The sequence below is a fragment of the Mesorhizobium sp. L103C105A0 genome (assembly GCF_000502215.1).
GTDB lineage: Bacteria > Pseudomonadota > Alphaproteobacteria > Rhizobiales > Rhizobiaceae > Mesorhizobium.
On the sequence record NZ_AYXF01000006.1, the window covers coordinates 241884 to 268121 of the forward strand.

Annotated in this window: 30 protein-coding genes, 1 tRNA gene and 2 pseudogenes; 18 read left to right on the top strand and 15 right to left on the bottom strand. The window is 62.7% G+C overall.

Going from position 1 to position 26238, the window contains the following annotated elements:
* Positions 1-20: 20 nt before the first annotated feature.
* Both X727_RS1000000168025 and X727_RS146210 read left to right on the top strand, forming a co-directional pair.
* Positions 21-191, top strand: coding sequence for a hypothetical protein (locus X727_RS1000000168025; protein WP_023673226.1), 171 nt, complete (start codon positions 21-23; stop codon positions 189-191).
* On the top strand, positions 188-1627 hold the full coding sequence (locus tag X727_RS146210; protein ID WP_023744895.1) for a GMC family oxidoreductase: 1440 nt from the start codon (positions 188-190) through the stop codon (positions 1625-1627). The genes X727_RS1000000168025 and X727_RS146210 overlap by 4 nt, the downstream gene beginning before the upstream one ends.
* Positions 1628-1824: 197 nt before the next feature.
* On the opposite strand, the gene phhA is transcribed toward X727_RS146210, so the two are convergent.
* Complete coding sequence (phhA, locus tag X727_RS146205; protein ID WP_023834587.1) at positions 1825-2661, bottom strand: phenylalanine 4-monooxygenase; 837 nt, start codon at positions 2659-2661, stop codon at positions 1825-1827.
* A gap of 139 nt (positions 2662-2800) precedes the next feature.
* Between phhA and X727_RS146200 the strand changes: the two genes are divergently transcribed.
* The 3 genes from X727_RS146200 to X727_RS146190 all read left to right on the top strand — a co-directional run bounded on the left by X727_RS146200 (position 2801) and on the right by X727_RS146190 (position 5443).
* A complete protein-coding gene (locus tag X727_RS146200) occupies positions 2801-3277 on the top strand; it encodes an Lrp/AsnC family transcriptional regulator (RefSeq protein ID WP_023834588.1) in 477 nt (158 codons plus the stop codon).
* A 111-nt stretch (positions 3278-3388) separates the two neighbouring features.
* Positions 3389-4936, top strand: a complete 1548-nt coding sequence (gene bchE / locus X727_RS146195) for a magnesium-protoporphyrin IX monomethyl ester anaerobic oxidative cyclase (protein ID WP_023834589.1) — start codon at positions 3389-3391, stop codon at positions 4934-4936.
* A 108-nt stretch (positions 4937-5044) separates the two neighbouring features.
* A complete protein-coding gene (locus X727_RS146190; RefSeq protein WP_023710405.1) occupies positions 5045-5443 on the top strand; it encodes a RidA family protein in 399 nt (132 codons plus the stop codon).
* A gap of 42 nt (positions 5444-5485) precedes the next feature.
* On the opposite strand, the gene argB is transcribed toward X727_RS146190, so the two are convergent.
* A complete protein-coding gene (gene argB, locus X727_RS146185) occupies positions 5486-6379 on the bottom strand; it encodes an acetylglutamate kinase (protein WP_013528489.1) in 894 nt (297 codons plus the stop codon).
* A gap of 100 nt (positions 6380-6479) precedes the next feature.
* Complete coding sequence (locus X727_RS1000000169095) at positions 6480-6638, bottom strand: hypothetical protein (protein ID WP_023732753.1); 159 nt, start codon at positions 6636-6638, stop codon at positions 6480-6482.
* Between the two features lie 410 nt (positions 6639-7048).
* Between X727_RS1000000169095 and X727_RS146180 the strand changes: the two genes are divergently transcribed.
* The 5 genes and pseudogenes from X727_RS146180 to X727_RS1000000169810 form a co-directional block, all read left to right on the top strand.
* Positions 7049-7588, top strand: a complete 540-nt coding sequence (locus X727_RS146180; RefSeq protein WP_023673234.1) for a sigma-70 family RNA polymerase sigma factor — start codon at positions 7049-7051, stop codon at positions 7586-7588.
* The gene (locus tag X727_RS146175) at positions 7585-8307 is read left to right on the top strand and encodes an anti-sigma factor (protein WP_023736962.1); all 723 of its coding nucleotides are present in this window, start codon (positions 7585-7587) and stop codon (positions 8305-8307) included. The genes X727_RS146180 and X727_RS146175 overlap by 4 nt, the downstream gene beginning before the upstream one ends.
* A gap of 223 nt (positions 8308-8530) precedes the next feature.
* Positions 8531-9088 (top strand): fasciclin domain-containing protein, encoded by a 558-nt coding sequence (locus tag X727_RS146170; protein WP_023739778.1) that lies wholly within the window; start codon positions 8531-8533, stop codon positions 9086-9088.
* Between the two features lie 211 nt (positions 9089-9299).
* Entirely contained in the window at positions 9300-9794 is a 495-nt protein-coding gene (msrB, locus tag X727_RS146165) for a peptide-methionine (R)-S-oxide reductase MsrB (protein ID WP_023834591.1), read from the top strand.
* 7 nt (positions 9795-9801) lie between these two features.
* Positions 9802-9936, top strand: a pseudogene (locus X727_RS1000000169810) (hypothetical protein); the annotation flags it as partial.
* 117 nt (positions 9937-10053) lie between these two features.
* Here X727_RS1000000169810 and X727_RS146160 read toward each other — a convergent pair.
* Positions 10054-11655 carry a DHA2 family efflux MFS transporter permease subunit gene (locus tag X727_RS146160; RefSeq protein WP_023755369.1) on the bottom strand — a complete coding sequence of 534 codons (1602 nt, stop codon included), beginning with the start codon at positions 11653-11655 and terminating at the stop codon, positions 10054-10056.
* Between the two features lie 21 nt (positions 11656-11676).
* Complete coding sequence (locus tag X727_RS146155) at positions 11677-12858, bottom strand: HlyD family secretion protein (protein WP_023732747.1); 1182 nt, start codon at positions 12856-12858, stop codon at positions 11677-11679.
* Between the two features lie 146 nt (positions 12859-13004).
* Between X727_RS146155 and X727_RS146150 the strand changes: the two genes are divergently transcribed.
* Positions 13005-13748 (top strand): TetR/AcrR family transcriptional regulator, encoded by a 744-nt coding sequence (locus X727_RS146150; protein WP_023748263.1) that lies wholly within the window; start codon positions 13005-13007, stop codon positions 13746-13748.
* Between the two features lie 66 nt (positions 13749-13814).
* Here X727_RS146150 and yihA read toward each other — a convergent pair whose 3' ends face one another.
* The 6 genes from yihA to rpmH form a co-directional block, all read right to left on the bottom strand.
* Positions 13815-14474 carry a ribosome biogenesis GTP-binding protein YihA/YsxC gene (gene yihA / locus X727_RS146145; RefSeq protein WP_023703785.1) on the bottom strand — a complete coding sequence of 220 codons (660 nt, stop codon included), beginning with the start codon at positions 14472-14474 and terminating at the stop codon, positions 13815-13817.
* On the bottom strand, positions 14471-15109 hold the full coding sequence (locus X727_RS146140; RefSeq protein WP_023701989.1) for a CatB-related O-acetyltransferase: 639 nt from the start codon (positions 15107-15109) through the stop codon (positions 14471-14473). The genes yihA and X727_RS146140 overlap by 4 nt, the downstream gene beginning before the upstream one ends.
* Positions 15110-15428: 319 nt before the next feature.
* A complete protein-coding gene (locus X727_RS146135; RefSeq protein ID WP_023696020.1) occupies positions 15429-15995 on the bottom strand; it encodes a fasciclin domain-containing protein in 567 nt (188 codons plus the stop codon).
* A gap of 339 nt (positions 15996-16334) precedes the next feature.
* Entirely contained in the window at positions 16335-18149 is a 1815-nt protein-coding gene (gene yidC, locus X727_RS146130) for a membrane protein insertase YidC (protein WP_023739770.1), read from the bottom strand.
* 14 nt (positions 18150-18163) lie between these two features.
* Entirely contained in the window at positions 18164-18517 is a 354-nt protein-coding gene (rnpA, locus tag X727_RS146125) for a ribonuclease P protein component (protein ID WP_023672264.1), read from the bottom strand.
* 16 nt (positions 18518-18533) lie between these two features.
* Positions 18534-18668: a 50S ribosomal protein L34 gene (gene rpmH, locus X727_RS1000000166700; RefSeq protein ID WP_008833937.1), complete on the bottom strand. Its 135-nt coding sequence runs from the start codon at positions 18666-18668 to the stop codon at positions 18534-18536.
* 301 nt (positions 18669-18969) lie between these two features.
* Here rpmH and X727_RS146120 point away from each other — a divergent pair, with 301 nt between their 5' ends.
* From X727_RS146120 to X727_RS1000000169100, 3 genes and pseudogenes are all read left to right on the top strand, one after another.
* Positions 18970-20502: a HAMP domain-containing sensor histidine kinase gene (locus X727_RS146120; RefSeq protein WP_023672265.1), complete on the top strand. Its 1533-nt coding sequence runs from the start codon at positions 18970-18972 to the stop codon at positions 20500-20502.
* 195 nt (positions 20503-20697) lie between these two features.
* Positions 20698-20774, top strand: a tRNA-Arg gene (locus X727_RS146115).
* Positions 20775-20812: 38 nt separating this feature from the next.
* Positions 20813-20959 (top strand): annotated as a pseudogene (locus X727_RS1000000169100) (LysR family transcriptional regulator); the annotation flags it as partial.
* 99 nt (positions 20960-21058) lie between these two features.
* Here X727_RS1000000169100 and X727_RS146110 read toward each other — a convergent pair.
* Positions 21059-21601 (bottom strand): autotransporter, encoded by a 543-nt coding sequence (locus X727_RS146110; RefSeq protein WP_023825798.1) that lies wholly within the window; start codon positions 21599-21601, stop codon positions 21059-21061.
* A 147-nt stretch (positions 21602-21748) separates the two neighbouring features.
* Between X727_RS146110 and X727_RS146105 the strand changes: the two genes are divergently transcribed.
* A complete protein-coding gene (locus tag X727_RS146105; RefSeq protein WP_023834592.1) occupies positions 21749-22477 on the top strand; it encodes a GntR family transcriptional regulator in 729 nt (242 codons plus the stop codon).
* A gap of 30 nt (positions 22478-22507) precedes the next feature.
* Here the strand turns inward: X727_RS146105 and X727_RS146100 are convergent, their stop codons facing one another.
* On the bottom strand, positions 22508-23398 hold the full coding sequence (locus X727_RS146100; protein WP_023834593.1) for a sigma-70 family RNA polymerase sigma factor: 891 nt from the start codon (positions 23396-23398) through the stop codon (positions 22508-22510).
* Positions 23399-23430: 32 nt separating this feature from the next.
* The gene (locus tag X727_RS146095) at positions 23431-23739 is read right to left on the bottom strand and encodes a hypothetical protein (protein ID WP_023834594.1); all 309 of its coding nucleotides are present in this window, start codon (positions 23737-23739) and stop codon (positions 23431-23433) included.
* A gap of 147 nt (positions 23740-23886) precedes the next feature.
* Between X727_RS146095 and X727_RS01000000164840 the strand changes: the two genes are divergently transcribed.
* Genes X727_RS01000000164840 through X727_RS146090 form a run of 3 tightly spaced genes read left to right on the top strand, consistent with a single transcriptional unit; the run spans position 23887 to position 25153 of the window.
* Positions 23887-24135: a hypothetical protein gene (locus X727_RS01000000164840; RefSeq protein WP_245274183.1), complete on the top strand. Its 249-nt coding sequence runs from the start codon at positions 23887-23889 to the stop codon at positions 24133-24135.
* Between the two features lie 20 nt (positions 24136-24155).
* Positions 24156-24251, top strand: a complete 96-nt coding sequence (locus X727_RS1000000169815; RefSeq protein WP_348524531.1) for a hypothetical protein — start codon at positions 24156-24158, stop codon at positions 24249-24251.
* A gap of 53 nt (positions 24252-24304) precedes the next feature.
* On the top strand, positions 24305-25153 hold the full coding sequence (locus tag X727_RS146090) for an alpha/beta hydrolase (protein ID WP_245274184.1): 849 nt from the start codon (positions 24305-24307) through the stop codon (positions 25151-25153).
* Positions 25154-25238: 85 nt separating this feature from the next.
* Here X727_RS146090 and X727_RS146085 read toward each other — a convergent pair whose 3' ends face one another.
* Positions 25239-26225, bottom strand: a complete 987-nt coding sequence (locus tag X727_RS146085; protein ID WP_023834596.1) for a Gfo/Idh/MocA family oxidoreductase — start codon at positions 26223-26225, stop codon at positions 25239-25241.
* Positions 26226-26238: the final 13 nt, after the last annotated feature.

The following is a 26238-nucleotide window of genomic DNA, read 5'->3' on the forward strand; positions in this document are numbered from 1 at the left end:
CCCCCATCCAGAGACGTGTCATGAGTTTCTTCATCAGGAAAATGTCGCGCCGCACCATCGTGCAGGCGCTGATTGCGATGCCGGCGCTACAGCTTTTTCGCAAGCTGCCTGACAGCGACCGCCCCCCGGCCGATCCCGACGAGATCGTCGTGGTCAATGGCTGGATCCTGAAGCGGAGCGACCTGGCATGATCTTCGACAGCTATGAGGCGTTTCGAGCCTCGGATTTCAAGCCCAAGGTCTGCATTCTCGGCTCCGGGCCTGCCGGCACCACCATCGCCAGAAAGCTCGGCGCCGCCGGCATTCCGGTGGTGATGCTGGAAGCCGGTTCCCGTGAATTCAGCGATGAATCTCAGGATTTCTATCGCGGCTCCACGGTCGGCGATCAATATTTCGATCTCGACATCACCCGGCTGCGCTTCATGGGCGGGTCGTCGAACCACTGGGCCGGCTGGTGCCGCGTGCTCGACAAGCAGGACTTTGAGCCCAAGGCATGGGCGCCGGACACCGGCTGGCCAATCGCCCGGACCGACATCGAGCCCTATCTGTCCGAGGTGCACGACATACTCGAGCTTCCCGACTTCAAGCCCGATGTGCCGATTTCAGACGACATACGCTGGGTGCAGCTGATCAAGAGCCCGGCCGTGCGCTTTGGCGAGAAATTCTCCGACGAGCTCGACAAGAGCAAGAACATAGCGCTCGTGCTCAACACCTATGCCACCGAACTTGCCGGGGACGGCAAACGAGTGACCGGCGCCAGGCTGTGGTCGAACGGCAAGGATGCCGGCGCCTTCAGCGCCGATTATTTCATCGTCTGCGCCGGCGGGCTGGAGAATTCGCGGCTGCTTCTATGGTCGAACCAGCGCTCGAATGGCGGCGTGGTGCCGAACGCCACGGCACTTGGCCGCTACTGGATGGAGCACCCGACCTTCGAGGGCGGCAATGCCATCCTGGCCGATTACAGGGAGTTCGAGGTTGACGCCGTCAACGAGGCGTTCTTCTCGCCGACGCTCGCCGCCATGGAGCGGCTGCAGATCATGAATTTCGGCATACGCCTGATCGAGATGCCCTATGCCGGCGTCAAGAGCCTGATTGCCGACCTCGCCTGCACCGCGCCCGAGGCCGCCGAATGGGTCGCCTACCAGCTCAGCCAAAACCTGCGCTGTGCGGCCCAGCTCTACGTCGCCTGGGAACAGGCGCCGCTGGCCTCGAACCATATCGAATTGTCGAAGACCGATGTCGACCGTGCCGGCGTGCCGCGCATCGAGCTGCACTGGAAGAAGTCGCCGTTGGAGCGCCGCACCATCCTCGAGGGGCTCAAGCTGTTCGGAACGACGCTGATCGAGAAGGACCTCGGCCGCGTCCGCATCATGGACTGGCTGACCAATGGCGAGGACTACCCGACGGATGAGGAACTGGCCGGCCACCATCATATGGGCGGCACGCGCATGGGCACCGATGTCACCAAGAGCGTGGTCGACGCCAACTGCAAGGTGCACGGCATGGACAATCTCTATGTCGGCGGTTCCTCGGTATTCTGCACGTCGGGCGAATGCAACCCGACGACGACGATCACCGCACTTGCCTGCCGGCTAGGCGACCATCTGACCAAAGTAATCACGGTGTGACGAAGTCATCCCCCCGGGTGTGACGAAGTCATCACCGTCTGATTGTCAAAAAAGCGAACGGCGCGACAGGATTGCTGCCGGCGCTACCCATGCCTTGGTGTCGAAACCCTCGGAAATCAGCGCCAACGAGATCTCCCTCCCCCTTGTGGGGAGGGATTAAGGGTGGGGATAGGTGCCGCGCAACCCTTCAGGATTTGCTAAACCGTCGCTGGGTCCAGCGCCGGCTGCCCCTTGCGGCGGGCGACGATCGCCTTGAAATCGGCGGTCCGGAACGCATCGCGCAACACGTCGAAAGACGGCAGCACGAAATAGGCGCGCTGGAACTTGTCGATCTCGTAACCGGTGCGCATCACCGTTTCGAGGTCGAAGGGCACGTGGTGCGCGTCCGCGCTCGCGACGGCGAACTGCAATTCGGTGAACGACGACATCAGCCCGGCGCCGAAAGCTTTCAGCTTCTGGCCCTCCTCCTGTATCAGGCCGTATTCGGCGGTGTACCAGTAGAGACGGGTGATCATCTCGTCACCGCCCAGCGCAATCACGCTCTCGGCCTTTTCGCCATATATCTGCATGAAGTCGGCAAACACCGGCTGCGTCAGTATGGGCACATGGCCGAAGAAGTCGTGGAACATGTCGGGTTCGACGATGTAGTCGAGCTCGTCCTTGGTGCGAAGCCAGTTGGTAACGGGGAAGCGGCGGTTGGCGAGATGGTCGAAGAAGGGCGCGGCCGGGATGAGGCCAGGCACGGCGACGATTTCCCAGCCGGTCAGCTTGCGCAGCTTGTCTGAGACCGCGCCGAAATCCGGGATCTTGTCGAGCAGGCCGAGTGCGGCGACCCCATCGAGATAGGAATGGTGCGCCAGCTTCTGCGTCAGCTTGGTCTGCCGGTCGCACAGCGTGCGCCACACCGCCTGTTCGTCAGCGCTGTAGTTGTAGCCCTGCGCCACGGTGAAATCGGAACGGCAGACCGAATAGTCGCCACGCAGGCCTTGCGCCGCGCAATCACGGGCATATTCGGCAACGCTCATCGTCGTCATGGTTCTTCTCCCCTGATCGTGACACTTTAATCTGTCCGCAGAGTCTAGCGGCGGCCGGCGAGGCAATTCAGCTTTGATGATGGCTTGGGTCCATGATTTGAGGTAAAAACCACCGAACAGAAGCTGAAAGAGAGTGAAAATGCCTCAGTTCGACGATTTCGAGATCAAGATGCTGGATGTGCTTCAGCGCGATGGACGCAAGCCCGTGTCCGAACTGGCGCAGGAGATCGGCCTGTCGACGACGCCTTGCGCCCGCCGCTTCGAGGCGCTGCAGGGGGCCGGCATCATCAAGGGCTTTGCCGCCGTGCTCAACCGCCGCGCCGTCGGCCTGATGGTCGAGGTGTTCATCCAGGTGCGGCTCACCAGCCACAGCGACGGTTCGCCCGAAACCTTCATCGCCGCCGTGCAACGCATGGATGAAGTGTCGTCATGCTGGACGATGACCGGCGACCACGATTTCCTGCTGCACGTCATGGTGCCGTCGGTCGACGAACTCAACGCCTTCGTCATGCACCGCCTGATGCGCCTTGCCGGCGTGCGCGACGTTCACACCCAGCTGGTGCTGCAGAACATCAAGGGCCCGGGCCACGTGCCGCTCGCCCACCTCAGGCGGTAGGACACGCACCGCCATTTCTGCGGAAAAGCTGCACGCAAACTGCTGAACGGAGCCCAAATGCGAAACTGAAACGCCGGCTACGCCATGCGGACCGTCGCTCAAAGGTCCGTCATGAACATCGTGCTGATCAATCCGCCGCACACCGCCATCGGCAGCCGCGTGCCCGATGACCATCTGCCACCGCTCGGCCTGCTGGCACTGGGCGGCCCGCTTATCGAAGCCGGCCATAAAGTCCGGCTGGTCGATGCCGAATTCGGGCCGATGCCGTTGGAAACGCTGGTGCGCGATGCGCTCAGCGGCCAGCCCGATTGCATCCTGATCGGCCATTCCGGCTCGACCTCGGCGCATCCCACCGCGCTCGCGATCGCCCGCATGGTCAAGGCGCTCGAGCCGGCGACGCTGGTGATCTATGGCGGCGTGTTCCCGACCTATCACTGGCGCGACATACTGGCGGCGAGCGATGTCTTCGACTTCATCGTGCGCGGCGAGGGCGAGGCAACCATCCTTGCCCTGGTCGTGGCACTGGACAATCGCCGGCCACTGGCCGATGTCGCGGGCATCGCCTATCGCGACGATCTCGGCCGCCCCTTCGCGACGCGGCCGGCCGGGACCATTGCCGATCTGGACGAGTACCGCGTCGGCTGGGAGCTGATCGATCACCGCCGCTACAGCTATTGGGGCGGCAAGCGCGCCGTGGTCATGCAGTTTTCGCGGGGCTGCCCGCATCTGTGCAACTATTGTGGCCAACGCGGTTTCTGGACCCGCTGGCGGCATCGCGACCCCAAGAAATTTGCGCAGGAGATTGCCTGGCTGCACCGCCAGCACGGCGTCGAACTGATCAACCTCGCCGACGAAAACCCGACCGTGTCGAAGAAGGTTTGGCGCGCCTTTCTCGATGCGCTGATCGCCGAGAACGTGCCGGTGCTGATCGTCGGCTCGACCCGGGCCGATGACATCGTGCGCGATGCCGACATCCTGCACCTCTATCGCAAGGCCGGCGTCATCCGCTGGCTGCTCGGCATGGAAAACACCGACGAACAGACGTTTCAATTAATCCGCAAGGGCGGCAGCACCTCATCCGACCGCGAGGCAGTCCGGCTGCTCCGCCAGCATGGCATACTGTCCATGGCGACCTGGGTGGCCGGGTTCGAGGATGAGACCTTTCGCGATCTGTGGCGCGGCTTTCGCCAGCTGCTTGCCTATGACCCCGACCAGATCCAGGCGCTCTATGTCACGCCGCACCGCTGGACGCCGTTCTTCCGCATCGCCAAGAACCGCAAGGTGATTCAGACGGATGCCCGGCTGTGGGACTACAAGCACCAGGTGCTGCAGATGACCCGGCTGAAACCGTGGATGCTGTTCTTCTCGATCAAGCTGATCGAGGTCGCGGTGCAGTCGCGGCCGAAGGCGCTGACGCGCATTCTCTTCCACCCCGATCCCGAACAGCGCCATTCGATGCGCTGGTACACGCAAATGGGCCGCCGCGTGTGGTTCCGCGAGGTCTGGGGTTTTCTGGCCCGCGACCGCCGCCTCAAGGATGGTCCGACGCTGGCTGAGTTCTGGGGCGCGCCGCAGGATGCCGATGAGGAATCCATGGTCGTCATGCGCCCGCCGCTCAAGCCGGCCGAAGCGGCTGTCGCGATCTCGGCCGGCGCCTGACGGGCTCGCTGCCCTTCATACCTACCGTATGCATATTGACATACGCAGCGTATGTACCTACCTCATGCATACGGGACGTATGTGAGTGCCCCGGACAATGGAGTGAAAATGACAAAACGCGACGCGATCTTTCCTGCCGGCCGGCAGGCTCTCTACGAGATAAATCGCTATTCTGCTGCAATCCGATCAGGCGATCTTTTGTTTGTCTCGGGCCAGGTCGGCAGCCGCGAGGACGGGTCGCCCGAACCTGTCTTCGAAAAGCAGGTCCAGCTTGCCTTCGATAATCTCGCGGCCGTGCTGAAAGCAGCGGGCGCCACGTTCGACGATATAGTCGACGTGACCACCTTCCACACGGATCCGGCAGCGCAATGGCCCGTGATCGATGCCGTTCGGCTGAAGGTGTTCGGTGAACCGCCCTACACCAATTGGACGGCGGTCGGCGTCAACTGGTTAGCCGGCTTCGACTTCGAGATAAAGGTCATCGCGCGCCTGCCCCAGCCTGCCTAACGGCTGGCCAGCCGATCGACTGGCCGCCAAGCCAGTTGCACCTCAGGGCACGATCAGCGTGCCGGCGCCGTGTTCCGTGAACAGTTCCAAAAGCACCGCATGCGGCGTCTTGCCGTTGAGGATGACGACGCCTTCGACGCCGCGCTCGATCGCCTCGATGCAGGTCTCGACCTTGGGGATCATGCCGCCCGACACCGTGCCGTCCTTGATCAGCGCCTTGGCTTCGGCCACTGTCAGTTCGTCGATCAGCTTCTTGTTCTTGTCGAGCACGCCGGGCACGTCGGTCAGGAACAAAAGGCGCGTCGCCTGGCAGGCGCCGGCGATGGCGCCGGCGAAGGTGTCGGCATTGATGTTGTACGTGTGGCCGTCGCGGCCCGGCGCCACCGGCGCCAGCACCGGGATCATTTCCGAGCGTGCCAGCAGGTCGAGCAGGGTGCGGTCGACCTCGACCGGCTCGCCGACGAAACCGAGATCGAGCACACGCTCGATGTTGGAGTCCGGGTCGATCATGGTCTTGCGCGCCTTTTCGGCGAACACCATGTTGCCGTCCTTGCCGCACAGGCCGATCGCCCATTCGCCCTCGGCGTTGATCAGCGCGACGATCTCCTTGTTGATCGAACCGGCCAGCACCATCTCGACGATTTCGACCGTCTTCTGGTCGGTAACGCGCAGGCCGCCTTCGAACTTGGATTCGATGCCCATCTTGGCCAGCATGGCGCCGATCTGCGGCCCGCCGCCATGGACGACGATCGGGTTGACGCCGGACTGCTTCAGCAGCGCGATGTCACGGGCGAAAGCCTTGCCGAGCTCGATATCGCCCATGGCATGACCGCCATATTTCACCACCACCGTCTTGTGCTCGTAGCGCTGCATATAGGGCAGGGCCCGCGAGAGCAGGGCGGCCTGCATTTCGGCGGTGGCGGTGATCTCCGTCATCGGCATGGTTCCCTGGATGTGGGTAAGGACGGCGGCGTCTTAGCGGGAATTGGCCCAGGCCGCAAACAGCTTTGCTATCACGATGATGAAATCTGCCGGATCAGGCCGGCACCTTGAGCGGCGCCCGCCGCGTCAGCCACCCGGAAATCTTCTCCATCTGCGCGGCGAGCGACAAAACCGTCTGCTCGTCGCCGGGGCGGCCGACGCCCTGGATGTCGAGCGGCAGGCCATTCTGGATCGCCGGCCAGTGGTGAACCACAGGCTCTTGTCCATCAATCGCCCAAACAGGGATCTGATCTCCAAGGCACGGGTCAGATGCAATTTTTCGAGCAGGTTTCGATGAGCTCGTCGGCCCTCTTCGGGTCCATGGCGCGCAGGCAAGCGGCGGATGCGCAATGATCGGGTTGCCTCGGCGCGCGCGATCGCAGCATCGACAACGTCCGGCGGCGAGATCTCGCCTCTGTGCAACAGCTCTGCCAAGCCGGTCGCATCGTTCTCCCACAGCATCCGTTCGGCCGACATTGCTGTTCCCCTATTTGCGGGAGGCTAACGACAGCCGATTTCCTTGGCAACCGACCGGCGATTACTGGCGATTGGGCGCGACATCGATTGCGTGGACAACAAGATTTCTGCCTTTGCAAACAAATTGTGATCGCTTAGCTTGTCCGTATGACGCCGCAGGATATCTCCACCCTGATTGTCCGGACCTCGATGAAGGATCGGACTGCGTTCGATCTGCTTTACCGGCAAACCAGTGCGAAACTTTTCGGCGTGTGCCTTCGTGTATTGAAGGATCGCGGAGATGCGGAAGAAGCGCTGCAAGAGGTCTTCGTCAAAGTGTGGACGAAGGCGGATCGTTTCGCTGTTTCTGATCTCAGCCCAATCTCCTGGCTGGTGGCCATAGCACGCAATCATGCGATTGATCGCATCCGGTCGCGACGCAAGCCTGCTGCCGATATCGATGCCGCGCTCGACGTGGCTGACCCCGGTCCCGGGCCAGAGGCTATGGTTGTTGCGGGCGGTGAATCCGAGCGCATCTATCAGTGCCTTGAAGAGTTGGAACAAGACCGGGCGCAAGCCGTTCGGGGTGCGTATTTGAACGGCGAAAGTTACGCCGAGCTCGCGGAACGTCACAAGGTTCCGCTCAACACGATGCGGACATGGCTGCGCCGCAGCCTGTTGAAACTTAGAGAATGTCTGGAAAGATGACCCTGGCAGAAGAAAATGGACCGGAACGTGGAGGCGACGACCTGCTCGCAGCCGAATACGTTCTCGGCGTGCTGCCGGCGGATGAGCGCCAGATAGCCTCCGGACGCATCGACGCGGAGACCGGCTTTGCCCGTCTCGTCGATTCCTGGGAAGTGAATCTCTCGCCGATGGCTGCCGCTTATGCTGAGGTAGAGCCGCCGGCCACCATCAAGCCGGCTATCGATCGCCGGCTGTTCTCCTCCACCGCGGCGTCGACGACGGCCCCGAGCGGCAGCCTGTGGTCCAGCCTTAGCTTCTGGCGCGGCCTCACCGCAGCGGCTCTCGCGGCCCTGGTGCTCTATGTCGCCGTGCCTTACGTCAGGTCGCCGGTCGTCGTGCCGCAGGAGCGCCTCGTCGCCTCGCTGGCTGCCGAAGGCAGCGATGTCAAATACCTTGTCGTCTACGACGCTTCCCGCCGCGATGTCGGCCTGTCGCTGGTTTCGGGCGAACGCGCCGCCGGCAAGGACTTCGAACTGTGGATGATCGAAGGCAAGAATGCTCCGGTCTCGATGGGCGTCATCCCCGCCGGCCAGGTCGCCCATATCCCGGTTACCCCGGCCGTGCAGCAGAAGCTGGCGCAGGGCGCCGTGCTTGCTGTCAGCGTCGAGCCGACGGGCGGTTCGACGACGGGACAGCCGACCGGACCGGTCGTTGCCGCGGGCGACCTGAAGGGCATCTGATAGATCGTAAAACCATGACGTGATAATGAAGTCAGCGGAAGTAGATCTTCCGCTGTTTTCGTTTTGGATACGCTGCTGGAGATTAGAGATTCGATCTCCGGAGATAATTCGCCGACAAGATAAAGGATAAATTTTTCCCGGCGCGCGGAAACTCAGGCAGTTCTATTCCGTATCTCCTCATGTTCCCGAAAGAGGAAACAATAACCCCGAGGAGTTCGAACCTATGCGTAGAATCGCCACCCTTTTGCTCGCCGGTACCATTGCCGTCTCCGCCCTCGCCACAATCGCCTATGCCGAGAATCCGATGGTTGGCGGCGCCGCCATGTACGCCAACAAGAACATCGTCGAGAACGCCGTCAATTCGAAGGATCACACCACGCTGGTCGCCGCGGTCAAGGCTGCCGGCCTGGTCGAGACACTGCAGGGCGCCGGCCCGTTCACCGTCTTCGCGCCGACCAATGAGGCGTTCGCCGCGCTTCCGGCTGGCACGGTCGAGACGCTGCTCAAGCCCGAGAACAAGGACAAGCTCACCAAGATTCTGACCTGCCATGTCATCGGCGCCAAGGCGATGGGCGCCGATGTCGCCTCGATGGCCAAGGCCGATGGCGGAACCCATAAGGTCAAGACGGTTGGCGGCTGCGAGCTGTCGCTCAAGGCCGATGGCGGCAAGGTCACCGTAGCCGACGAGAACGGCAATGTCGCCAATGTCACGATCGCCGATGTCGAGCAGTCGAACGGCGTCATCCACGTCATCGACAAGGTCCTGCTGCCGAAGATGTAACAAAGCCCCTGCCGCCGACGAACAGGCGGTAAGCTCCTGCAGATTGCGCGGCCCCGCCCCCGTGGGCCGAGCAAACGACCGAGCGCTCCATCCCGTCCGCAACAAGCGCGGAGCCGGTGTGGAGCGTTCGTTTGCAGGACAACCGTCACCGGCTTTTGATTTTCCAGTGGCGGCCAAATTTGGCAAAACAACCCGCAGGAGGATTTCTGTCATGAACCGTCGAGATTTGCTTTTGAGCGGCGCCGCCATCGCTGCCGTGGCCGGCGCGGCGGCAACGTTGCGCATGGGCGGGCCCGCTAAGGCTGCCGAAACCTTCGAGGTCACCAAGACCGACGCCGAATGGCACGCCATCCTGTCCGACGAAGCCTTCAACGTGCTGCGCAAGGAAGGCACCGAATATCCCGGCACCAGCCCGCTGCTGAACGAGCACCGCAAGGGCATTTTCGCCTGCGCCGGTTGCGACCTGCCGGTCTATTCCTCGGAGACCAAGTTCGAGTCCGGCACCGGCTGGCCGAGCTTCTGGCAGGAGATTGCCAACGCCGTCGGCAAGACCGAGGACCGTTCGCTCGGCATGACCCGTACCGAGGTCCACTGCCGCCGCTGTGGCGGCCATCTCGGCCATGTCTTCGACGATGGCCCGGCGCCGACCGGCCTGCGCCATTGCATCAACGGCGTGGCGCTCAGCTTCAAGCCGGCCACTGCCTGACCGTTCGGTGCTGGGCGCGGTCAAAGCACCCGGCTCTGTGCTGGTCCGGCCTGACGGTTATGTGGCCTGGGTCGGCGGCCCTGAAGCAGCCGGGCTAACCGACTCGCTGACCAAATGGTTTGGGCCGCCTGCCGCAGCATAGCGCGCCGGGTGTTCGACCAAGGAGCTTGATAACGATCGATGCTTAAGCGTGACCCCGGAAATCGGGGGTGATTTCCGGCGTCACACATGAGGGCGCCAGGCGGGGGGTCCGGCGCGCTCAATGGCCTCCGCCACCGCTGCCCGCGGGCGGCGCCGGCTTGGCGATGACCAGGGTGAAGACCGCCATGGTCGCGAACAGCACGGTCAGCATGGTGAACACATCCATGAACGACAGCAGCGACGCCTGCTGCTGGACCATGCCCGACAGTTTGGAGATCGCGGCCTTGGTGGCGTCGAGACCAGGCGTCTGCTGGAAGTCGAGCGTCATGTTCTGCAGCTTGGTCTGCGCCGCCGCACTGCCCCATTCCACATGCTCGGCCAGCCTGGCGTAGTGGAAGGCGCTGCGATCGATCAGCACGGTGTTGATGACGGCAAGGCCGACCGCACCGCCGAGGTTGCGGGTCAGGTTGAACAGGCCCGACGCGTTCTTCAGCCGGTCCGGCGGCAAGGTGCCGAGCGCAATGTTGTTGATCGGCACCATGCACAGCATCATCGAGCTGCCGCGCAGGATCTGCGGGATCAGCAATTCCCAGAAATCCCAGTCGGCGGTCAGATGCGTCATCCACCATGTGCCGGCAGCGAAACCGAACAGCCCGATCATCATCATGATGCGCAAATCCATCTTGCTCGACAGGATGCCGGAAATCGGCGCAGTGACGAACATCGCCAGGCCGCTGACGAACAGGGCTTCGCCGATCATCAAGGAATCGTAGCCGCGGATGCGCCCGAGGAACACCGGGTAGAGATAGGTCAGACCGTACAGGCCGATGCCGATGACGAAAGAGAACAACGAACCGAAGGCGAAATTGACGTTGGTGAAGGCCCTGAGATCGACGATCGGCTCCTCGGCGGTGAAGGCACGCCAGAAGAACAGCGCCGCACCGACAACCATGATGATGGCGCAGATGAACACGGCCTGTTCCTGCAGCCAGTCATGGTTCGGACCTTCCTCGAGCACATATTCCATGCAGCCGAGAAACGCCGCCATGCCGGCAAGGCCCCACCAGTCGAACTTGCTGAACAGGCCGAGATTGGGCTTGTCGAAATCGATCAGGGTCCAAGTCGTGACCGTCACCAGAATGCCTGGAATGACATTGATGAGGAACAGCCAGTGCCACGACATGGCATGGCTGATATAGCCGCCGACGGTCGGGCCGATGGTCGGCGCCAGCGTCGCCACCAGGCCGATCATCGGCGACACCATGGCGCGGCGCGACGGCGGGAAAATGGTGAAGGCGGCGGCGAAAACGCTCGGGATCATGCCGCCGCCGATAAAGCCCTGGATGGCTCGGTAGACGATCATCTGGTCGATGTTGGTGGCGGTCGCGGCCAGCGCGCTGGCCGCCGTGAAGCCGGCCGCAGCGCCTGCAAACAGCACGCGCGTCGACAGCATCCGGCTGAGGAAGCCCGACAGCGGGATCATCACCACTTCGGCGATCAGATAGGCGGTCTGCACCCATGGGATTTCGTCGGAACTGGCGCTGAGGCCGGCCTGGATCTCGGCCAGCGAGGCTGAGACGATCTGGATGTCGAGGATCGCCATGAACATGCCGAACACCATCGCCAGGAAGGCGATGAGGCGGCGCGTCGAGATGGTCGTCGGTACCGCCGGCATGGCAGGCGCCGGCGCCGCTCCTGCAGTTATGGTTGCGGTTGCCATGGCGTTGCTCCCGGCTTTCGCTCAGTTCGCCGTAGCCGGAGCCGTGCGGCTGTCGACGGCGACGACGACGCTCAGGCCGGCGCGCAGCCTGCCTGCCTTCAGCACATCGGCCGGCACGTCGATGCGAACCGGGATGCGCTGCACCACCTTGGTGAAGTTGCCGGTGGCATTTTCCGGCGGCAGCAGCGAGAACACCGCACCCGAAGCCGGCGCCAGAGACGACACCGTGCCTTCGAAATCATGGCCGTCCGTGGCGTCGACCGAGACCCGCACCTTCTCACCGGGCACCAGCTTGGCCAGCTGCGTCTCCTTGAAGTTGGCAACGATGTAGAGCTTGTCCAGCGGCACCACGACGGCGAGCTTCTGGCCGGGGCTGACGAGGTCGCCCTGCTCGACCGAGCGGTTGCCGACCACGCCGTCATAAGGCGCCTTGAGCACGGTGAAGGAAAGATCGCGCGCGGCCTTGTCGCGGTTCAGCCGCAGCGAAGCCAGCGTGCTGGCCGATTCGGCGCGCTGCGCTTCGAACACGCCGATATTGGCCTGTGCGGCTGCAATCTGCGCGTCGGCGCCGACAAGGGCCGCATTGGCCTGGTCGAGAGCGGTCTGGGCATCGTCCAGTTGCGCCTGCGTGCCGACATGCGTCTTGACCAGTTGCGCGGCGCGCTGCTGGGCGCGAGCGGCGTTGTCGGCTGCCGCCTGGTCGGCGACCTTCTGCGCCTGCGCCTGTTGCAGCGAAGCTTGCGCCGCCTTGGTCTGCGCGTCGATACGGTCGAGCGTCTTGGCCAGCGTGGCGATCTGCGCCTCCGCCTGGGCAACGGCTATTCTGTAGTCGCCGTCGTCGATCGTCAGCAGCGGATCGCCGGCCTTGACCTGCTGGTTCTCCGAGACCTTGACTTGATCGACATAGCCGGAAATCTTCGGCGAGACGAACGACATGTCGGCCTGGACATAGGCATCGTCGGTCGAGATCAGGAACCGGCCGTCGGTCCAGTAATTATAGCCATACCAGGCGCCGGCGCTGAGCAGAGCGAGGCCGATGATCGGCAGCATGAACGAGCGAGCCGACCGCTTCTTCTTGGCCGGCACCTCGGCCAAAACTTCGGCGGCAGGCTTGATGGGCGCTTCCGGCGCTTCGATAACCGGCGAGACCTTGGCGTTGGGAAAGGGGCGGACTTCGGCGGTGGTTGGCGTGTTCGAGGACATGATATCTCGCTACCGTAGCTACATAAGGAAAATGTGTTATACTGAACCGTTCGGTTCGATGCGAACGTTGACATAGCGCTAAAGCAGGCCCATATCAAGAGCAATCGAACCGCTCGGTTCGAATTATTTCGCGAGGTGTGACTTTAATGGCCGACACGTTACCCGACGTCGAAAATGATCCCTGCGATGTGCTGGATAGTGCGCGTCGCGGCCGCCCGGCGGCGGGCCAGGATCCGGTCAAGCGCAGCCAGATCATTGAGGGCGCGCGGCGCGTGTTCATCGACAAGGGCTTCGAAGCGGCGTCGATGAACGACATTACCCGCGAGGCCGGCGTCTCCAAGGGCACGATCTATGTCTACTTCGCCAACAAGGAAGAGCTGTTCGAGGCGCTGATCGAGGAAGAGCGCGGCACCATCTTCAAGAACATGTACGACATGCTCGACCGCGCCGACGATCTGCGCCAGACGCTGGTGAAATTCGGCAAGGTGCTGTCGATGAAGATCACCTCGGCCAAGGTCATCCAGGCGCAACGCACCGTGATCGGCGCCTCCGACAGGATACCGGACATGGGCGCGCGGTTTTACGAACGTGGCCCCAAACGCGGCCACGACAAGGTGGTCAAGTTCCTCAATGCAGCCATCGAACGCGGCCTGCTCAAGATCGATGATGTCGATCTTGCCGCTTATCAATTCACCGAACTGTGCCTCGCCGGCCTGTTTCGCCAGTGCATCTTCGCCTACCGCACCAAGGCGCCGAGCCAGGATGAAATCGACCACATCGTGCGGTCGGGCGTCAGCCTGTTCCTGAAGTCCTACGGCACCGAAAAGCTTGCCGAGGAAGAAAGCCACCAGATGATCGCCGTGGAGGCGAAGCCAAAGGCAAAGGCCTAGTTAGCCAAAGGTCTTTTTTCGCAACTCCGGACGGAAAACCGCTTCACACTTTTCCCGGAGTTGCTTTTAACCGCCATTGGCCGCCAGCACGATCGCCGCGCGCAGTTCGTCCAGACCCTCGCCCTTTTCCGACGACGTGGCGAGCACGAACGGAAACGCCGCCGGTCGCTTCTTGATCTTCAGTAATGTCTCTTCGATCAGCCGCGGCACGCCGGCGGCCTTGATCTTGTCGGTCTTGGTCAGCACGATCTGGTAGGACACCGCCGCCTTGTCGAGCAGTGACAGCACCTCGTCGTCCTTGGCTTTGATGCCATGCCGGGAATCGATCAGCACATAGACTCGCTTCAGCGTCACGCGGCCCTTGAGATAATCGAAGACCAGCTTGGTCCAATCGTCGACTTTTTCCTTCGGCGCGCTGGCATAGCCGTAGCCCGGCATGTCGACCAGCGCCATTGGCGGCAAGTCGGCGCCTTCGCCGGAAAACCCGCCCGGCACGAAATAGTTGAGCTCCTGCGTGCGCCCCGGCGTGTTGGAGGTGCGCGCCAGCCCGTTATGGCCGACGAGCGCATTGATCAGCGACGACTTGCCGACATTGGAGCGGCCGGCAAAGGCGATCTCAGGCGGCCCCTCCGGCGGCAGGAACTTCATCGCCGGCACGCCGCGGATGAAGATCCACCCCTTGGTGAACAGGTCGGTGCCGATGACGGTGTTGCCCAGCGCGTTCAAATCGCTGCCTCCAGTCTGGAAATATCGGCGCCCCGGATGGCGTTGAGGTTGCGGCCGATCTTGTCCACGGGCCAATTCCACCACGCCACAGCCAGCAACCGCCGCACCGTCCTGTCGTCGAAACGCATCTTCACCACCTTTGCCGCATTGCCGGCGACGATCGCATAGGCCGGCACGTCATGCGTCACCACCGATTTCGCCGCCACGATGGCGCCATTGCCGACCGACACGCCGGGCATGATCACCGCATCCATGCCGATCCATACATCATTACCGACCACCGTGTCGCCGCGCAGTTCCTGCGACCACGTCTTCGGGTCGAAGCCTTGCTCCCAGCCATGGCCGAAAATGTTGAACGGATAGGTGGAAAAGCCGGACATGGCATGGTTGGCGCCGTTCATGATGAAGCGCGCGCCCTCCGCGATGGCGCAGAACTTGCCGATGATCAGCTTGTCGCCGATGAAGGGATAATGATGCAGCACGCATCGCTCGGCGAATTTGTCCGGTCCGTCAGGATCGTCATAGTAGGTGAACTCGCCGATCTCGATATTCGGCGCGGTGACCAGGGGCTTGAGGAAGCCGACGCGGGTGTGCATCGGGATGGGGTGTTTGATGTCTGGGTTGGGTCCGTCCATGGCGAGATCCGTCGAGAGTGGCGCAAATTAAAGCCGCCATTCTAGATGGCGTGATCCGCCCTATAGCACCAATCGCCCGATGAGCGAGCCCTGCTGGGCTTCGATGTTCAGTTCGTGCCGTGGCAGATCACGATCAGGTCGACCGCCGCCGTCGGCTAAGGCGCCCTGAAACCCAAAAAAACGGGGCCCTGCGAAGGACAAGCAGGACCCCGGTGGTGTCGAAGACGGCTTCAAAAGAATGGCACCTCCTCGTGAGGTGGGGAAGGCAGACCGAGAAAGCCCGTCGCAGCCCGCCGTCATTCGCCGTTGCCTAAAGCCGTTACTTCGGCAACAGCACCTTATTGACGACGTGGATGACGCCGTTCGACTGGTTGACGTCGGCGACCGTCACCTTGGCGGCGCCGCCGGACTCGTCGACGATGTAGAGCGAGCCGCCCTTGACCTCGGCGATCAGCGTGTCGCCGCTAACGGTCTTCATCTCATACTTGCCGCCCATCGCCTTGGCCTTGGTCATCATCTCCTTGGCCGAGATCTTGCCGGCCACGACATGGGCGGTCAGGATCTTGGTCAGCTTGTCCTTGTTTTCGGGCTTCACCAGCGTGGCGACGGTGCCGGCCGGCAGTTTCTTGAAGGCGGAATCGGTCGGCGCAAACACCGTGAAGGGTCCCGCGCTTTCCAGCGTGTCGACCAGGCCGGCGGCCTTGACGGCGGCAACCAGCGTCTTGTGGATCGGCGAGTTGAGGGCGTTCTCGACGATGTTCTTGGAGGTCAGCATCGCAGCGCCGCCAACGGCGGGATTGGCGAGCGTATAGGCCGTCGTCGCTGCGAGGCCCGATAGAGCCAGGCCGGCGGAAAAGCATAATGCCTTGAGGATGGACTTTGCCATTGGAGAACCCTTCTGGTGCGACAATTGTTGATTCGATTGTCGGGAAGAGTTACGCGGCAATTGCGGGAAAGTTTCGGTGCAGAGTAAAAAATGATAATGATAACAAACACTTAAAGGCGAATTCCCATTCCACGCGCCGCATCCCCGCGGTGGACATGACGGGGTCACGGATCAAAAACAATGGTCTTCGGATTAGGGCTGATCGGTGTTGATCGGCCTTGGCGGTACAAGCAGCAGCCACGCCGGTTGCACGCCGCAAGTTTCGCGCCTCACGGGAACGTGATGCGCGCCTCGTCCACAAAAACACCGGACGAGCCGGGGCTTTGATTGCCACGCCTTCTATTCAGCCGGCGAGGGTTTCTTTCGGAACAATGCCGTCAGATTGTCCCACAATTCGATCTTGGCGCCCTGGCGCTTCATGATCACGCCCTGCTGCAGGATCGACAGCGTGTTGTTCCAGGCCCAGTAGATGACGAGGCCGGCCGGGAAGCTGCCCATCATGAAGGTGAAGATCACCGGCATCCAGGTGAAGATCTGCGCCTGCGTCGGATCCGGCGGTGTCGGGTTCATGCGCATCTGCAGGAACATGGTGATGCCCATGACCACCGCCCAGGCGCCCATATGCGGCAGGAATGCCGGTGGCGCGAAGGGCAGCAGGCCGAACAGGTTGAAGACCGAGGTCGGATCGGGCGCGGCCAAATCCTGGATCCAGCCGAAGAACGGCGCGTGCCGCATCTCGATGGTGATGTAGAGCACCTTGTAGAGCGAGAAGAACACCGGGATCTGCAGCGCCACCGGCCAGCAGCCGGCGAGCGGATTGATCTTCTCGGTCTTGTACAGCTCCATCATCGCCTGTTGCTGCTTCATCTTGTCGTCCGCGTATTTCTCGCGGATCTCGAGCATCTTGGGCTGCACCTTCTTCATGTTCGCCATCGACGCATAGGATTTGTTGGCGAGCGGGAAGAAGAGGGTTTTGACGACGACCGTGGTGGCAAGGATGGCCAGGCCGAAATTGCCGAAGAATTTGTACAGCGTGTCGATCAGGTAGAACATCGGCTTGGTGATCCAGATGAACCACCCCCAATCGATCAGCCGGTCGAACAGCCTGATCTGCCGGTCCTGGGCGTAGGCGTTGATCTTGTTGACTTCCTTGGCGCCGGCGAAGATCTCGGTCTCCACCGTCGCCGACTGGCCGGCGGCAATGGTGATCGGGTCGGTGAGGAAGTCCGACTGGTAGCGCGGGCGGCCATTGTCGTAATAGGCATAGTGCGGCTGGAAGGGCTGCTTCTCGGTCGGCACCAGGGTGACCGCCCAGTATTTGTCGGTGATGCCAAGCCAGCCATCGGTCGATTTGCTCGGCGTATACAGCTTATTCTTCTCGATGTCGGCGTATTTGTGCTCCTGCAGGCCTTCCGTGCCGGTGACGCCGATCAGGCCTTCATGCAGCACATAGGAGCTGGCAATGGCTGGCTTGTCGAAACGGATGACGCGGCCGTAATTGGACAGCGTGACCGGGGCCGAGCCTGAATTCTGCACCGCATCGGAAACGGTAAACATGTAGTCGCCGTCGACGGAGATCGTGCGCTTGAAGGTCAGGCCCTTGTCGTTGGTGAAGGTCAGCGTCACTGGCGTCGCCGGCGTCAGAGTCGCATTGCCGTCGACGCTCCAGACCGTTTCCGGGCCCGGCACCGTGCCGGTCGTGTCGCTGCCGACAAAGCCGATCTCGGCATAATAGCCGGTGGGCAGCGCCTGCGGATTGAGCAGCTGGATCTGCGGCGATGTCTTGTCGACCGTCTCGGTATAGTGCTTGAGCTTTAGGTCGTCGAGACGCGCGCCGGCCAGGTTGATCGAGCCCGACAGGCTCGGCGTGTCGATGTTGACGCGGGCCGTCTTGGCCACTTCCTGCGCGCGGCCTTCCGGCGTCGTGACATAGGTGCCGGGCGCGTTTGGAATGGCGCCGGGCGCTGCGGGCGCCGGCGTGCCGCCGGGGTTGGCGGCCTCGGCCGCCTTCTTCTGCTCCGCCGCCCGCTGCTCTTCGATGCGGGCCGCCTCGCGCTGCTGTTCGCTGCGCGGCAGCACATAGAAATATTGCCACAGCCCGAGGATCAGCACCGACAAGACGATGGTGATGTAGAAGTTCCGGTTGTTTTCCATCGAAAGCCCTTGGCCTATCGTGTTCCGCTGAGACGGCGGGAGAGTTCGGCCTTCAACTGGCCGAACGGAATGGTGAGCACGTCTTCACGCCCGACGATGACATAGTCATTGCCGGGCGCCATGTCACTTGCGGCATGGGTGCGCACGGCTTCTTTCAGCCGCCGCCTGACGCGGTTGCGGACAACCGCATTGCCGACCTTCTTGGTGACGGTGAAGCCGACGCGCGGCGGCAGGCCGTCATTGCGGTCGAGAACTTCGACGAGAAAAAGCCGCCCGCGCCGCTTTTCACCGCGGCGGACGGCCAGGAATTCCGCACGTTTCAGAAGCCGCTTGGGGTTTGGTCCCACTGGCTTGCCGGTTGCGGGCAACGATCTCGTCTTCCGTTCAGGCGCTGAGCCGCTTGCGGCCGCGGTTGCGGCGAGCTGCGACGACGCCGCGACCACCCTTGGTGGCCATGCGAGCACGGAAACCGTGCCGGCGTTTGCGGACGAGTTTGGACGGTTGGTAGGTACGCTTCATTTGTTTTAATACCGCGGGGTGCGGCCCTTCTTGATTCTGTCACTGTGTAACAGGAGCTTTGCCGGGCCGGCATTGGCGCGATCGAAACCGCGCCGGGACGAATGGCCCGAGCGTGAGCGGCTTATAGAAAGAAGGGTTTTGGGAGTCAATCCAGCGCGAACTATGAGTTCGTCGCAGCGCGAACACCCAGTTCGAGGCGGTCTTTTATTGCTGGCACCATCGTCCAACGAAGGATGAAATTGGCAAAAAAGCCGCAATCGCCTAATCTCAACCGATCAAGCGTTTGTGAAGACAGGCCTTAATGAGCGAAGTTGCATCAGCGGATGAAGGGAGCGGCCCGGCGACAGCCGATGCCAGCCCGGCGACCGTTCGCCCGGTTGCGAGCCGTTCGGTGCCCAATCGTTCAGTGCCCTTGGCGCGCGGCCTGTCGACCAAGCTGCTCTTGCTCACCATTGTCTTCGTGCTCCTGGCCGAAGTCCTCATTTTCCTGCCCTGGATCGCCAGCTACCGCCTGGCCTGGCTGAAGGAGCGGCTAAGCACCGCTGCCGCGGTGTCGATCGTGCTGGTGCAGGGCGAGCCCAATTCGCTCTCCCGCGCCGCCCAGAACGACGTGCTGATGGCAATCGGCGCCAAGGCGATAGCGGTGCGCGACGGCGGCGTGTCGCGCCTGCTGGTGGTGGCCGAGATGCCGCCGCAGGTCGACGAGCATATCGATATCGCCAATGTCGGCATGATCAAGGGCATGACCGGGGCGCTGGATACGCTGTTCTTCGGCGGCAAGCGCATGCTCAGGGTGTTCGGCCCGGTCGGCGACAGCGACAAGGAATTCGAGCTGATCATGCCCGACTATTCCCTGCGCAACGCCATGCTGCGCTATTCGCGCAACGTCGCCTTCGTCTCGCTGCTGATCTCGCTGTTCACCGCAATGCTGGTTTATGCCGCGATCGACCTGATCATGATCGGCCCGATCCGCACCATGACGCGCTCGATGCTGTCCTTTTCCGAGGCGCCCGACGATCCAGGGCGCATCATCCACCCGGCCGCCCGTGCCGACGAGATCGGCGTTGCCGAGCGCGAACTGTCGCAGATGCAGGAACGGCTGCAAAAGATGCTGTCGGAGCAGAAGCACCTTGCCGACCTTGGCCTCGCCGTCTCCAAGATCAACCACGACATGCGCAACATCCTGGCCTCGGCGCAGCTGATGTCGGACCGCTTGCGCCTGGTCAAGGACCCGACGGTGCAGGCCTTCGCGCCAAAGCTGTTGCGCGCGCTCGACCGAGCCGTTTCCTATTCCGAAGGCGTGCTCCACTATGGTCGCACGCAGGAGCCGGCGCCCTCACGCCGCCGCTTGCGGCTGCGCCAGCTGGTCGACGACGTCCACGGCCTGCTCGACATCGAGGACGGCATCGAGTTCGTCAATGCCGTCGAGCTCGCTTTCGAGGTCGATGCCGATTCCGACCAGCTGTTTCGCGTGCTCACCAATCTGTGCCGCAATGCGGTGCAGGCGATGGCGGCCGACGCCGAGAGCGCGCTGGTGCGCCGGCTCGCCGTATCGGCCGAGCGCATAGGCAGCGTAAGCCGCATCATTGTCACCGACACCGGTCCCGGCCTGCCGGCGAAGGCGCGAGAAAACCTGTTCGCGGCGTTTCGCGGCTCGGCCCGCAGCGGCGGCACCGGCCTTGGCCTGGCCATCGCGCACGAACTGATCCGCGCCCATGGCGGCACGGTGGAGCTGGTCGAATCGATCGGCGGCCGCACCACCTTCGCCGTCACCATCCCCGACCAGCCGGTCCGCCTCGACCAGGCCCGCAACGGCCTGCGCCGCCCTGCCTGAGCTGTATTTAATATTCAGCCGAAGCCGGACTGAGCTGAATCTCAGCACCCCTTGATCGGCACCGTCGAAAGCAGCTGCGACAAAACTTTTGCCGGATTGGCTTGCTTTTCGGAAATTCAGTCGCTAGGGAACACGTCTTGTCGCGGCCGGTCGTCAGGATCGGTTAGCGGGGCTATGTAAAGCATGGCCTGTTGCGCGCCCGTAGCTCAGCTGGATAGAGCACCAGACTACGAATCTGGGGGTCAGGAGTTCGAATCTCTTCGGGCGCGCCATTCCCGCCGAAACTGTGATTTCCTGCGATCCGCTAGCCGGTCTTGGGCTCGCATATGAAGAGCATGTTGCTGAGCACCGCCTCATTCGAGTACTGGAGAACTGGACGCCGCCTATTCCGGGCTTCTTCATTTATTACCCCAGTCGTCAGCCTGACTGCGCTATAAACGCGCTGCGATGTTCTTGAAATGGTCCGGTACGCGGCGACTGTTATCTGGGCGCGGCGACGCGGAACGCTCGCTCGCGCCGCCGCGCAGCAGGCTCACTTTTCTTCCGCTTTCCCGGATCAGGGCCCAATCGGCCTCGCCCCAGCCAGATACCGCTCATTGTCGAACGGCTCGGCGTGGGTGCTGTCCGGGCTCCACATGTGGCGGTGGGTCTCCGTCAGATTGCCGAGATAGACATGCAGTGCGCCCGAGCGGGCGCTGCCGGTGTTGGCGACCGCATGCACCGTATCCGGGTTAATATGCACCACCGCGGGCGCCGCGATGTCGTGGCGTTCCGGCGCATCGATCTCGCTGCCGTCGACGGGATAGATGAAGTTGGTCTCGCTGCCCTTGTAGATGCCGATCAGCGCATCCATCAGATGGTTGTGCGGCGGGTACTGCAGGCCGGGCGACAGCGTGATGTGGTAGATGGTCAAGTCAGGGCTGGCATGCAGCAGCACCTCATCGTCGTCTTCCTCATGCGCGAGCACGCCTGATGCATGGAAGCGATCGGTGTGTTCGCGCAGCACCGCCTTGACCCGTTCGAAGGCATGAGCACCTTTGGCTGCGTTGACGATATCGGCGGTTACGGCGTAGAGAGGCGAGTTGGCGGCAAGAGACATTTGTCGTCATCTCCATTGGGAAGCTCAACCAATACAACTGAGATGCTCAGGCTAGCGAATGCCGGCAGACCCGTCAACCGGATGGTCGAAACGGGCAAGCAGACTACGCGGGCAGACCACACGGGCAGACCAAACGGGCAGGCAGATATGGCTCTTCCGAAATCAGTGTCACCGTCCGCCGTCAAGGCGCCGTCGACCGCCGACATATTGCGCAGCGAGGAAGCTTATGAGCAGCTGAAGAGCGACATCGTCGCCTGCGTCCTGCAACCCGGCGAAAGCCTGACCGAAAAGCAGATCGGCGACCGCTACCAGATCAGAAAGGCGACGATCCGCTCGGCTTTGGCCCGCCTGACGCAGGAAGGGCTGATCAAGAGCGAGCCGCGCCGCGGCTATGTCATCGCACCGCTTAGCCTGCGCGACGTCAACGAGATCTTCGACGTCCGCAGCCTGATCGAACCGGAAGTGTTCCGGGTGGCCGCGGCAAACCTCACCGAACGCGGGCTCGACGACATCAGGCTGGCGGCGCAGAAGGTGCTGAAGCCGGAGACGCTGCGCAGCCATGTCGCCTTTCTGGCGGCCGACCGCGCCTTTCGCCTGGCCCTGGCCGAACTCTCCGGCAATCTGCGGCTGGTTCGCCTGCTCGACCAAACGCTCGACCAGTCGGAGCGTGTCCTCCATCTCGGCTTCAAATCGCGCGACTTCACGCAAGCGATCATCGGCCAGCAGAAGGAGTTGGTGCTTGCCTGCGAGCTGGCCGAAGTCTCGGCCATCGCAAAGCTTGCCCGCTCGCAGTGCCTGTCGCTCAAGAAGCAGGTGCTCGAAACCTTGCTCGCCGGCTCCAAGCTGCAGGACGCCAATTTGCAAAGCTTCGCCTGAGGCGCGAAGCCCGCGCTCTCTGGCCGATGCTTACTCGTCGATGAAGCGGATGTCCGCATCGGCAAGGCAATAGGGCGCGTAGCGGAAATCGCGGATATGGCTGACCTTTCCATCCTGCCAGTCGACCAGCATGAAGCCGCGCACGGCGTCATCTCCCGCTTGCGGGCTGCGGATCAGGATGGCCGGCCTGCCGTCGACGAAGCCGAGCGACAGCGCCCAATCCTGGACACGGTCGTAATTGCCGAAATAGTTGGAAACCTGCGCCTTGCCGCGCATGCGGGTGCGATTGACGACTTCAAGCTGGATGTCCTCGGCGATCAACGCGCGCACGGCGTCGAAGTCGCGCGCGTTGAACAGGTCGACATAGCGGCGCAGGCGCCGCTCGTCGTCGGCGTCGAGCTTTGGGGCAGGCGCCTGCTCGTCCTGTGACGCCAGCAGGCACAGCTGCGACCGCCCGCGATGCAGCGCTGCCTTTGTCGCGGCCAGCGTCGCGCCGGACACTTCGCAGGTTTCGTGCAGGCTGAGGCCAAGCACGTCGACAAGGATCACGGCGCTGCGCTGCACTGTTGCCAGCTGCATGAAGCTTCGCAGGCTGGCGGCGGTGGCGAGCCTCGCATCGGCGCTTGCGGAGGGGTCTTCGATCGTCGTCATGTCGGTCTCGCTCATGCGCGCCTGCTCCCGCTGGCGCCGGCGCAGATGATCCTGCGCGGCATTGTGGGCTATGCGGAACAGCCATTGCTCCGGACGCTCGACCGCGGCGTCGCCGTCGATGGCCTGCAGTGCCTTGATCAGTGTCTCCTGGACGATGTCCTCGCCATCGATTACCGAGCCGGCCATGCGGGCGCAGTAGCGGTGCAGCTTCGGTCGCAAGGAGCCGAGCATCGCCTCCAGGGCAACGCGGTCGAGTTTTGCTGTGTTCATCCTGTCCGTTCCCAAAATGCCGGTCTTTGCATTCAAGCCGGCACGACCTCGCCGGCCAGCATACGATAATTACCGACGATCTTTGCCGGCGATCTGGCAAGCGGCGTCGAGCGGCGTCCGGCATGATCGGCGCTGAAGGCCTTGAAGGCTGCGAGCCCGGTCAGGCCGTCGCCATCCTGGCTGACAAGATGGATGAACTCGCCATTCTCCAGTTCCAGGACGAGGTAGCGCAAGGATTGCGGCTTCGTGTCGTCGAGTGCCTCGAACACCTGTGCAACCAGCATACGGTTCTCGGCGATGCTTTCGTCCTTCACGCCGTAGCGGACGAGATTGTAGCCCATTGTCGTCTCCTGTTTTTCAACTCTGCACGGAGAAGACGTTTCGCGACCCCGAAAAGATTCGTCGCCCGGCGAATCTTCTCGATCGTCCGGATCGTCTTTCCCGTCGACGGCTGCGCGGCAGCCATCGAGGAGCAGGAGAGATCCATCATGCACATCCAGTTTGCCGAATTGCCGGTGTTCGACCAGGACCGCGCCAAGGCCTTCTACACCGGCCATCTTGCTTGCGAGGTGGCGGAGGACCAGCTGATGGGCAACAGCGGCTGGCGCTGGATCGAGCTGACATTTCCCGGCGCCGTCACCAATTTGCATTTCGTCAAACGCCCCGATGACACGCCGGGCACTGAGCCCGTGCTGGTGCTCGTTGATGCGATGTCGAGGCAACGGTCGCGGGCCTGAAGGCGCGCGGCGTCGAAATCATCACCGAGCCGCAGGAAGCGCCTTGGCAGCGGGGCCGCACGGTCGCCGAATTCCGCGACAGCGAGGGCAACCGCATGGTTGTCACCGGCAAATGATCGGACCCGGCGCAAAGCCGAACTTTGACATGAGAACAACAGGAGAGATGGACATGACCCCCCAAACGTCGACGCGGAAAGTACCGGGCGCCAGCCTCTATTATGAGATGCGCGGTTCCGGCCCCGTACTGTTGATAATCCCCGGCGGACCGCAGGACGCCGGCGTCTTCGCCGATGTCGCGGGCCACCTCGCCGACCGCTACACGGTGGTCGCCTATGATCCGCGCGGCAATTCGCGCAGCACCTTTGACGGAGAGCCGCAAGAGCAGGACCTCGATGTCCATGGCGACGATGCTGCGCGATTGATCGAGGCGCTTGGCGCCGGACCGGCCTATGTGTTCGGCACCAGCGGCGGCGCCCAGATCGGGCTCAACCTCGCCGCCCGCCATCCCGGCCGGGTTCGTGCGCTGGTGGCGCATGAGCCGCCCAGCATGATGCTGCTCGACGACCCGTCGCCGTCACTGGCCGGCATGCGCGACCTGCACGACACCTATCGCAGCCAGGGCGTCGAGGCGGCGATGCAGAAATTCTTCAGCGAGAACAGCCTGTCGGAAGGGCCGGGTCAGGATGAAGCCGGGCCGCAGGACGGACCGCCTTCGTTCGAACCGTCGCCCGAGGAGGCCGAGACCTTTGCCAGGGTCAGCGGCAATTTCGAATACTGGCTGGCGCATGGCGTCATGCCGCTGTCGCTCTACCGTCCTGATATCGAGGCGCTGCGCGGCCGCCCGGTCGTGGTCGGCATCGGCGAAGAGTCCATCGGCCAGCCGATCGACGGCATGGGCAAGGCGCTGGCCGACAGGCTCGGCAGCAAGCGCGCCGCCTTCCCCGGCGACCATATGGGCTTTGCGCCCTATCCCGACCGCTTCGCCGAGACCTTGCACCTGACGCTCAGAGGCGCGTGAGATCGTCAGTCCAATAGGAAAGGAGCGTCCGCATGCACAATGCGGACGCCCTTCTCCCATGAAATTACCGGCTAAGATTGGTGTATCAGACGGCCTCCCAGCCTTCCTTGCCGCCGGCGCGGAAGATGGCGTCGATGACCTTCTGGTTGAGCACGGACTCCTCCAGCGTGAAGACACGCTCCTTGCCGCCCTGTGCCGCCCTGGCAAACGTCTCTACCTCGCGCCGGTATTGCTGGGTGCCGGGAAAGCGGAACACCTGCGCCTCCGTATGGTTCTGGTTGTGCAGTTCGATGCGGTGATGGTCGTAGAGCCCGGCATTGAACGGCGAGAACACCTCGATGAAACCTTTCTCGCCGTGGAACACCATCACCTGCCGCGCCGCCATCTGCGTCGACAGATAGAAGGACAGTTCGAAATCGCCGAAATCGGCGCGGATCGAGGAATAGATGTCGGTGCCGAATTTCTTGTCGCGCTCGATCGTCGCCTGCACGCGCAGCGGCTCCTTGCCGGTCGAAAACCGCGTCGACACCGTCGGATAGACGCCGATATCAGGCAGCGCGCCGCCGCCGAGATCGAGCTGGTTGCGCATGTTGGTGGGATCGACATTGTAATAGGAGAAGGCGCCCTGCACATGGCGCAGCCGGCCGATGGCGCCATCGGCGATGAGATCGCGCACCTTGATCCATTGCGGGTGGTAGATGACCATGAAGGCCTCGCAGACCAGCACCTTCTTCTGGTCGCGCAGCTTGATCAGCGGCGCGATGTCCTTGGCGTCGAGCGCCAGCGGCTTCTCCACCAGCACATGTTTTCCCGCTTCGATGGCCTTGGCCGTCCATTCGACATGCTGCGAGGTCGGCAGCGGGATGTAGACGCCGTCGACGTCTTTCGAAGCGAGCAGCTCCTCATACGAACCAAAGGCATGCCTGGCGCCGAACCGCTTGCCCAGGGCCTCGGCCTTCGACAGGTCGCGGCTGGCGATCGCGGACAAAACGCCATTCTCGGCCTCGACGATTGCCGGCAACAATTGCTCGCGGCCGATCTTGGCCGTCGACAAAACACCCCATCGGAACATCAGGCTTCTCCTA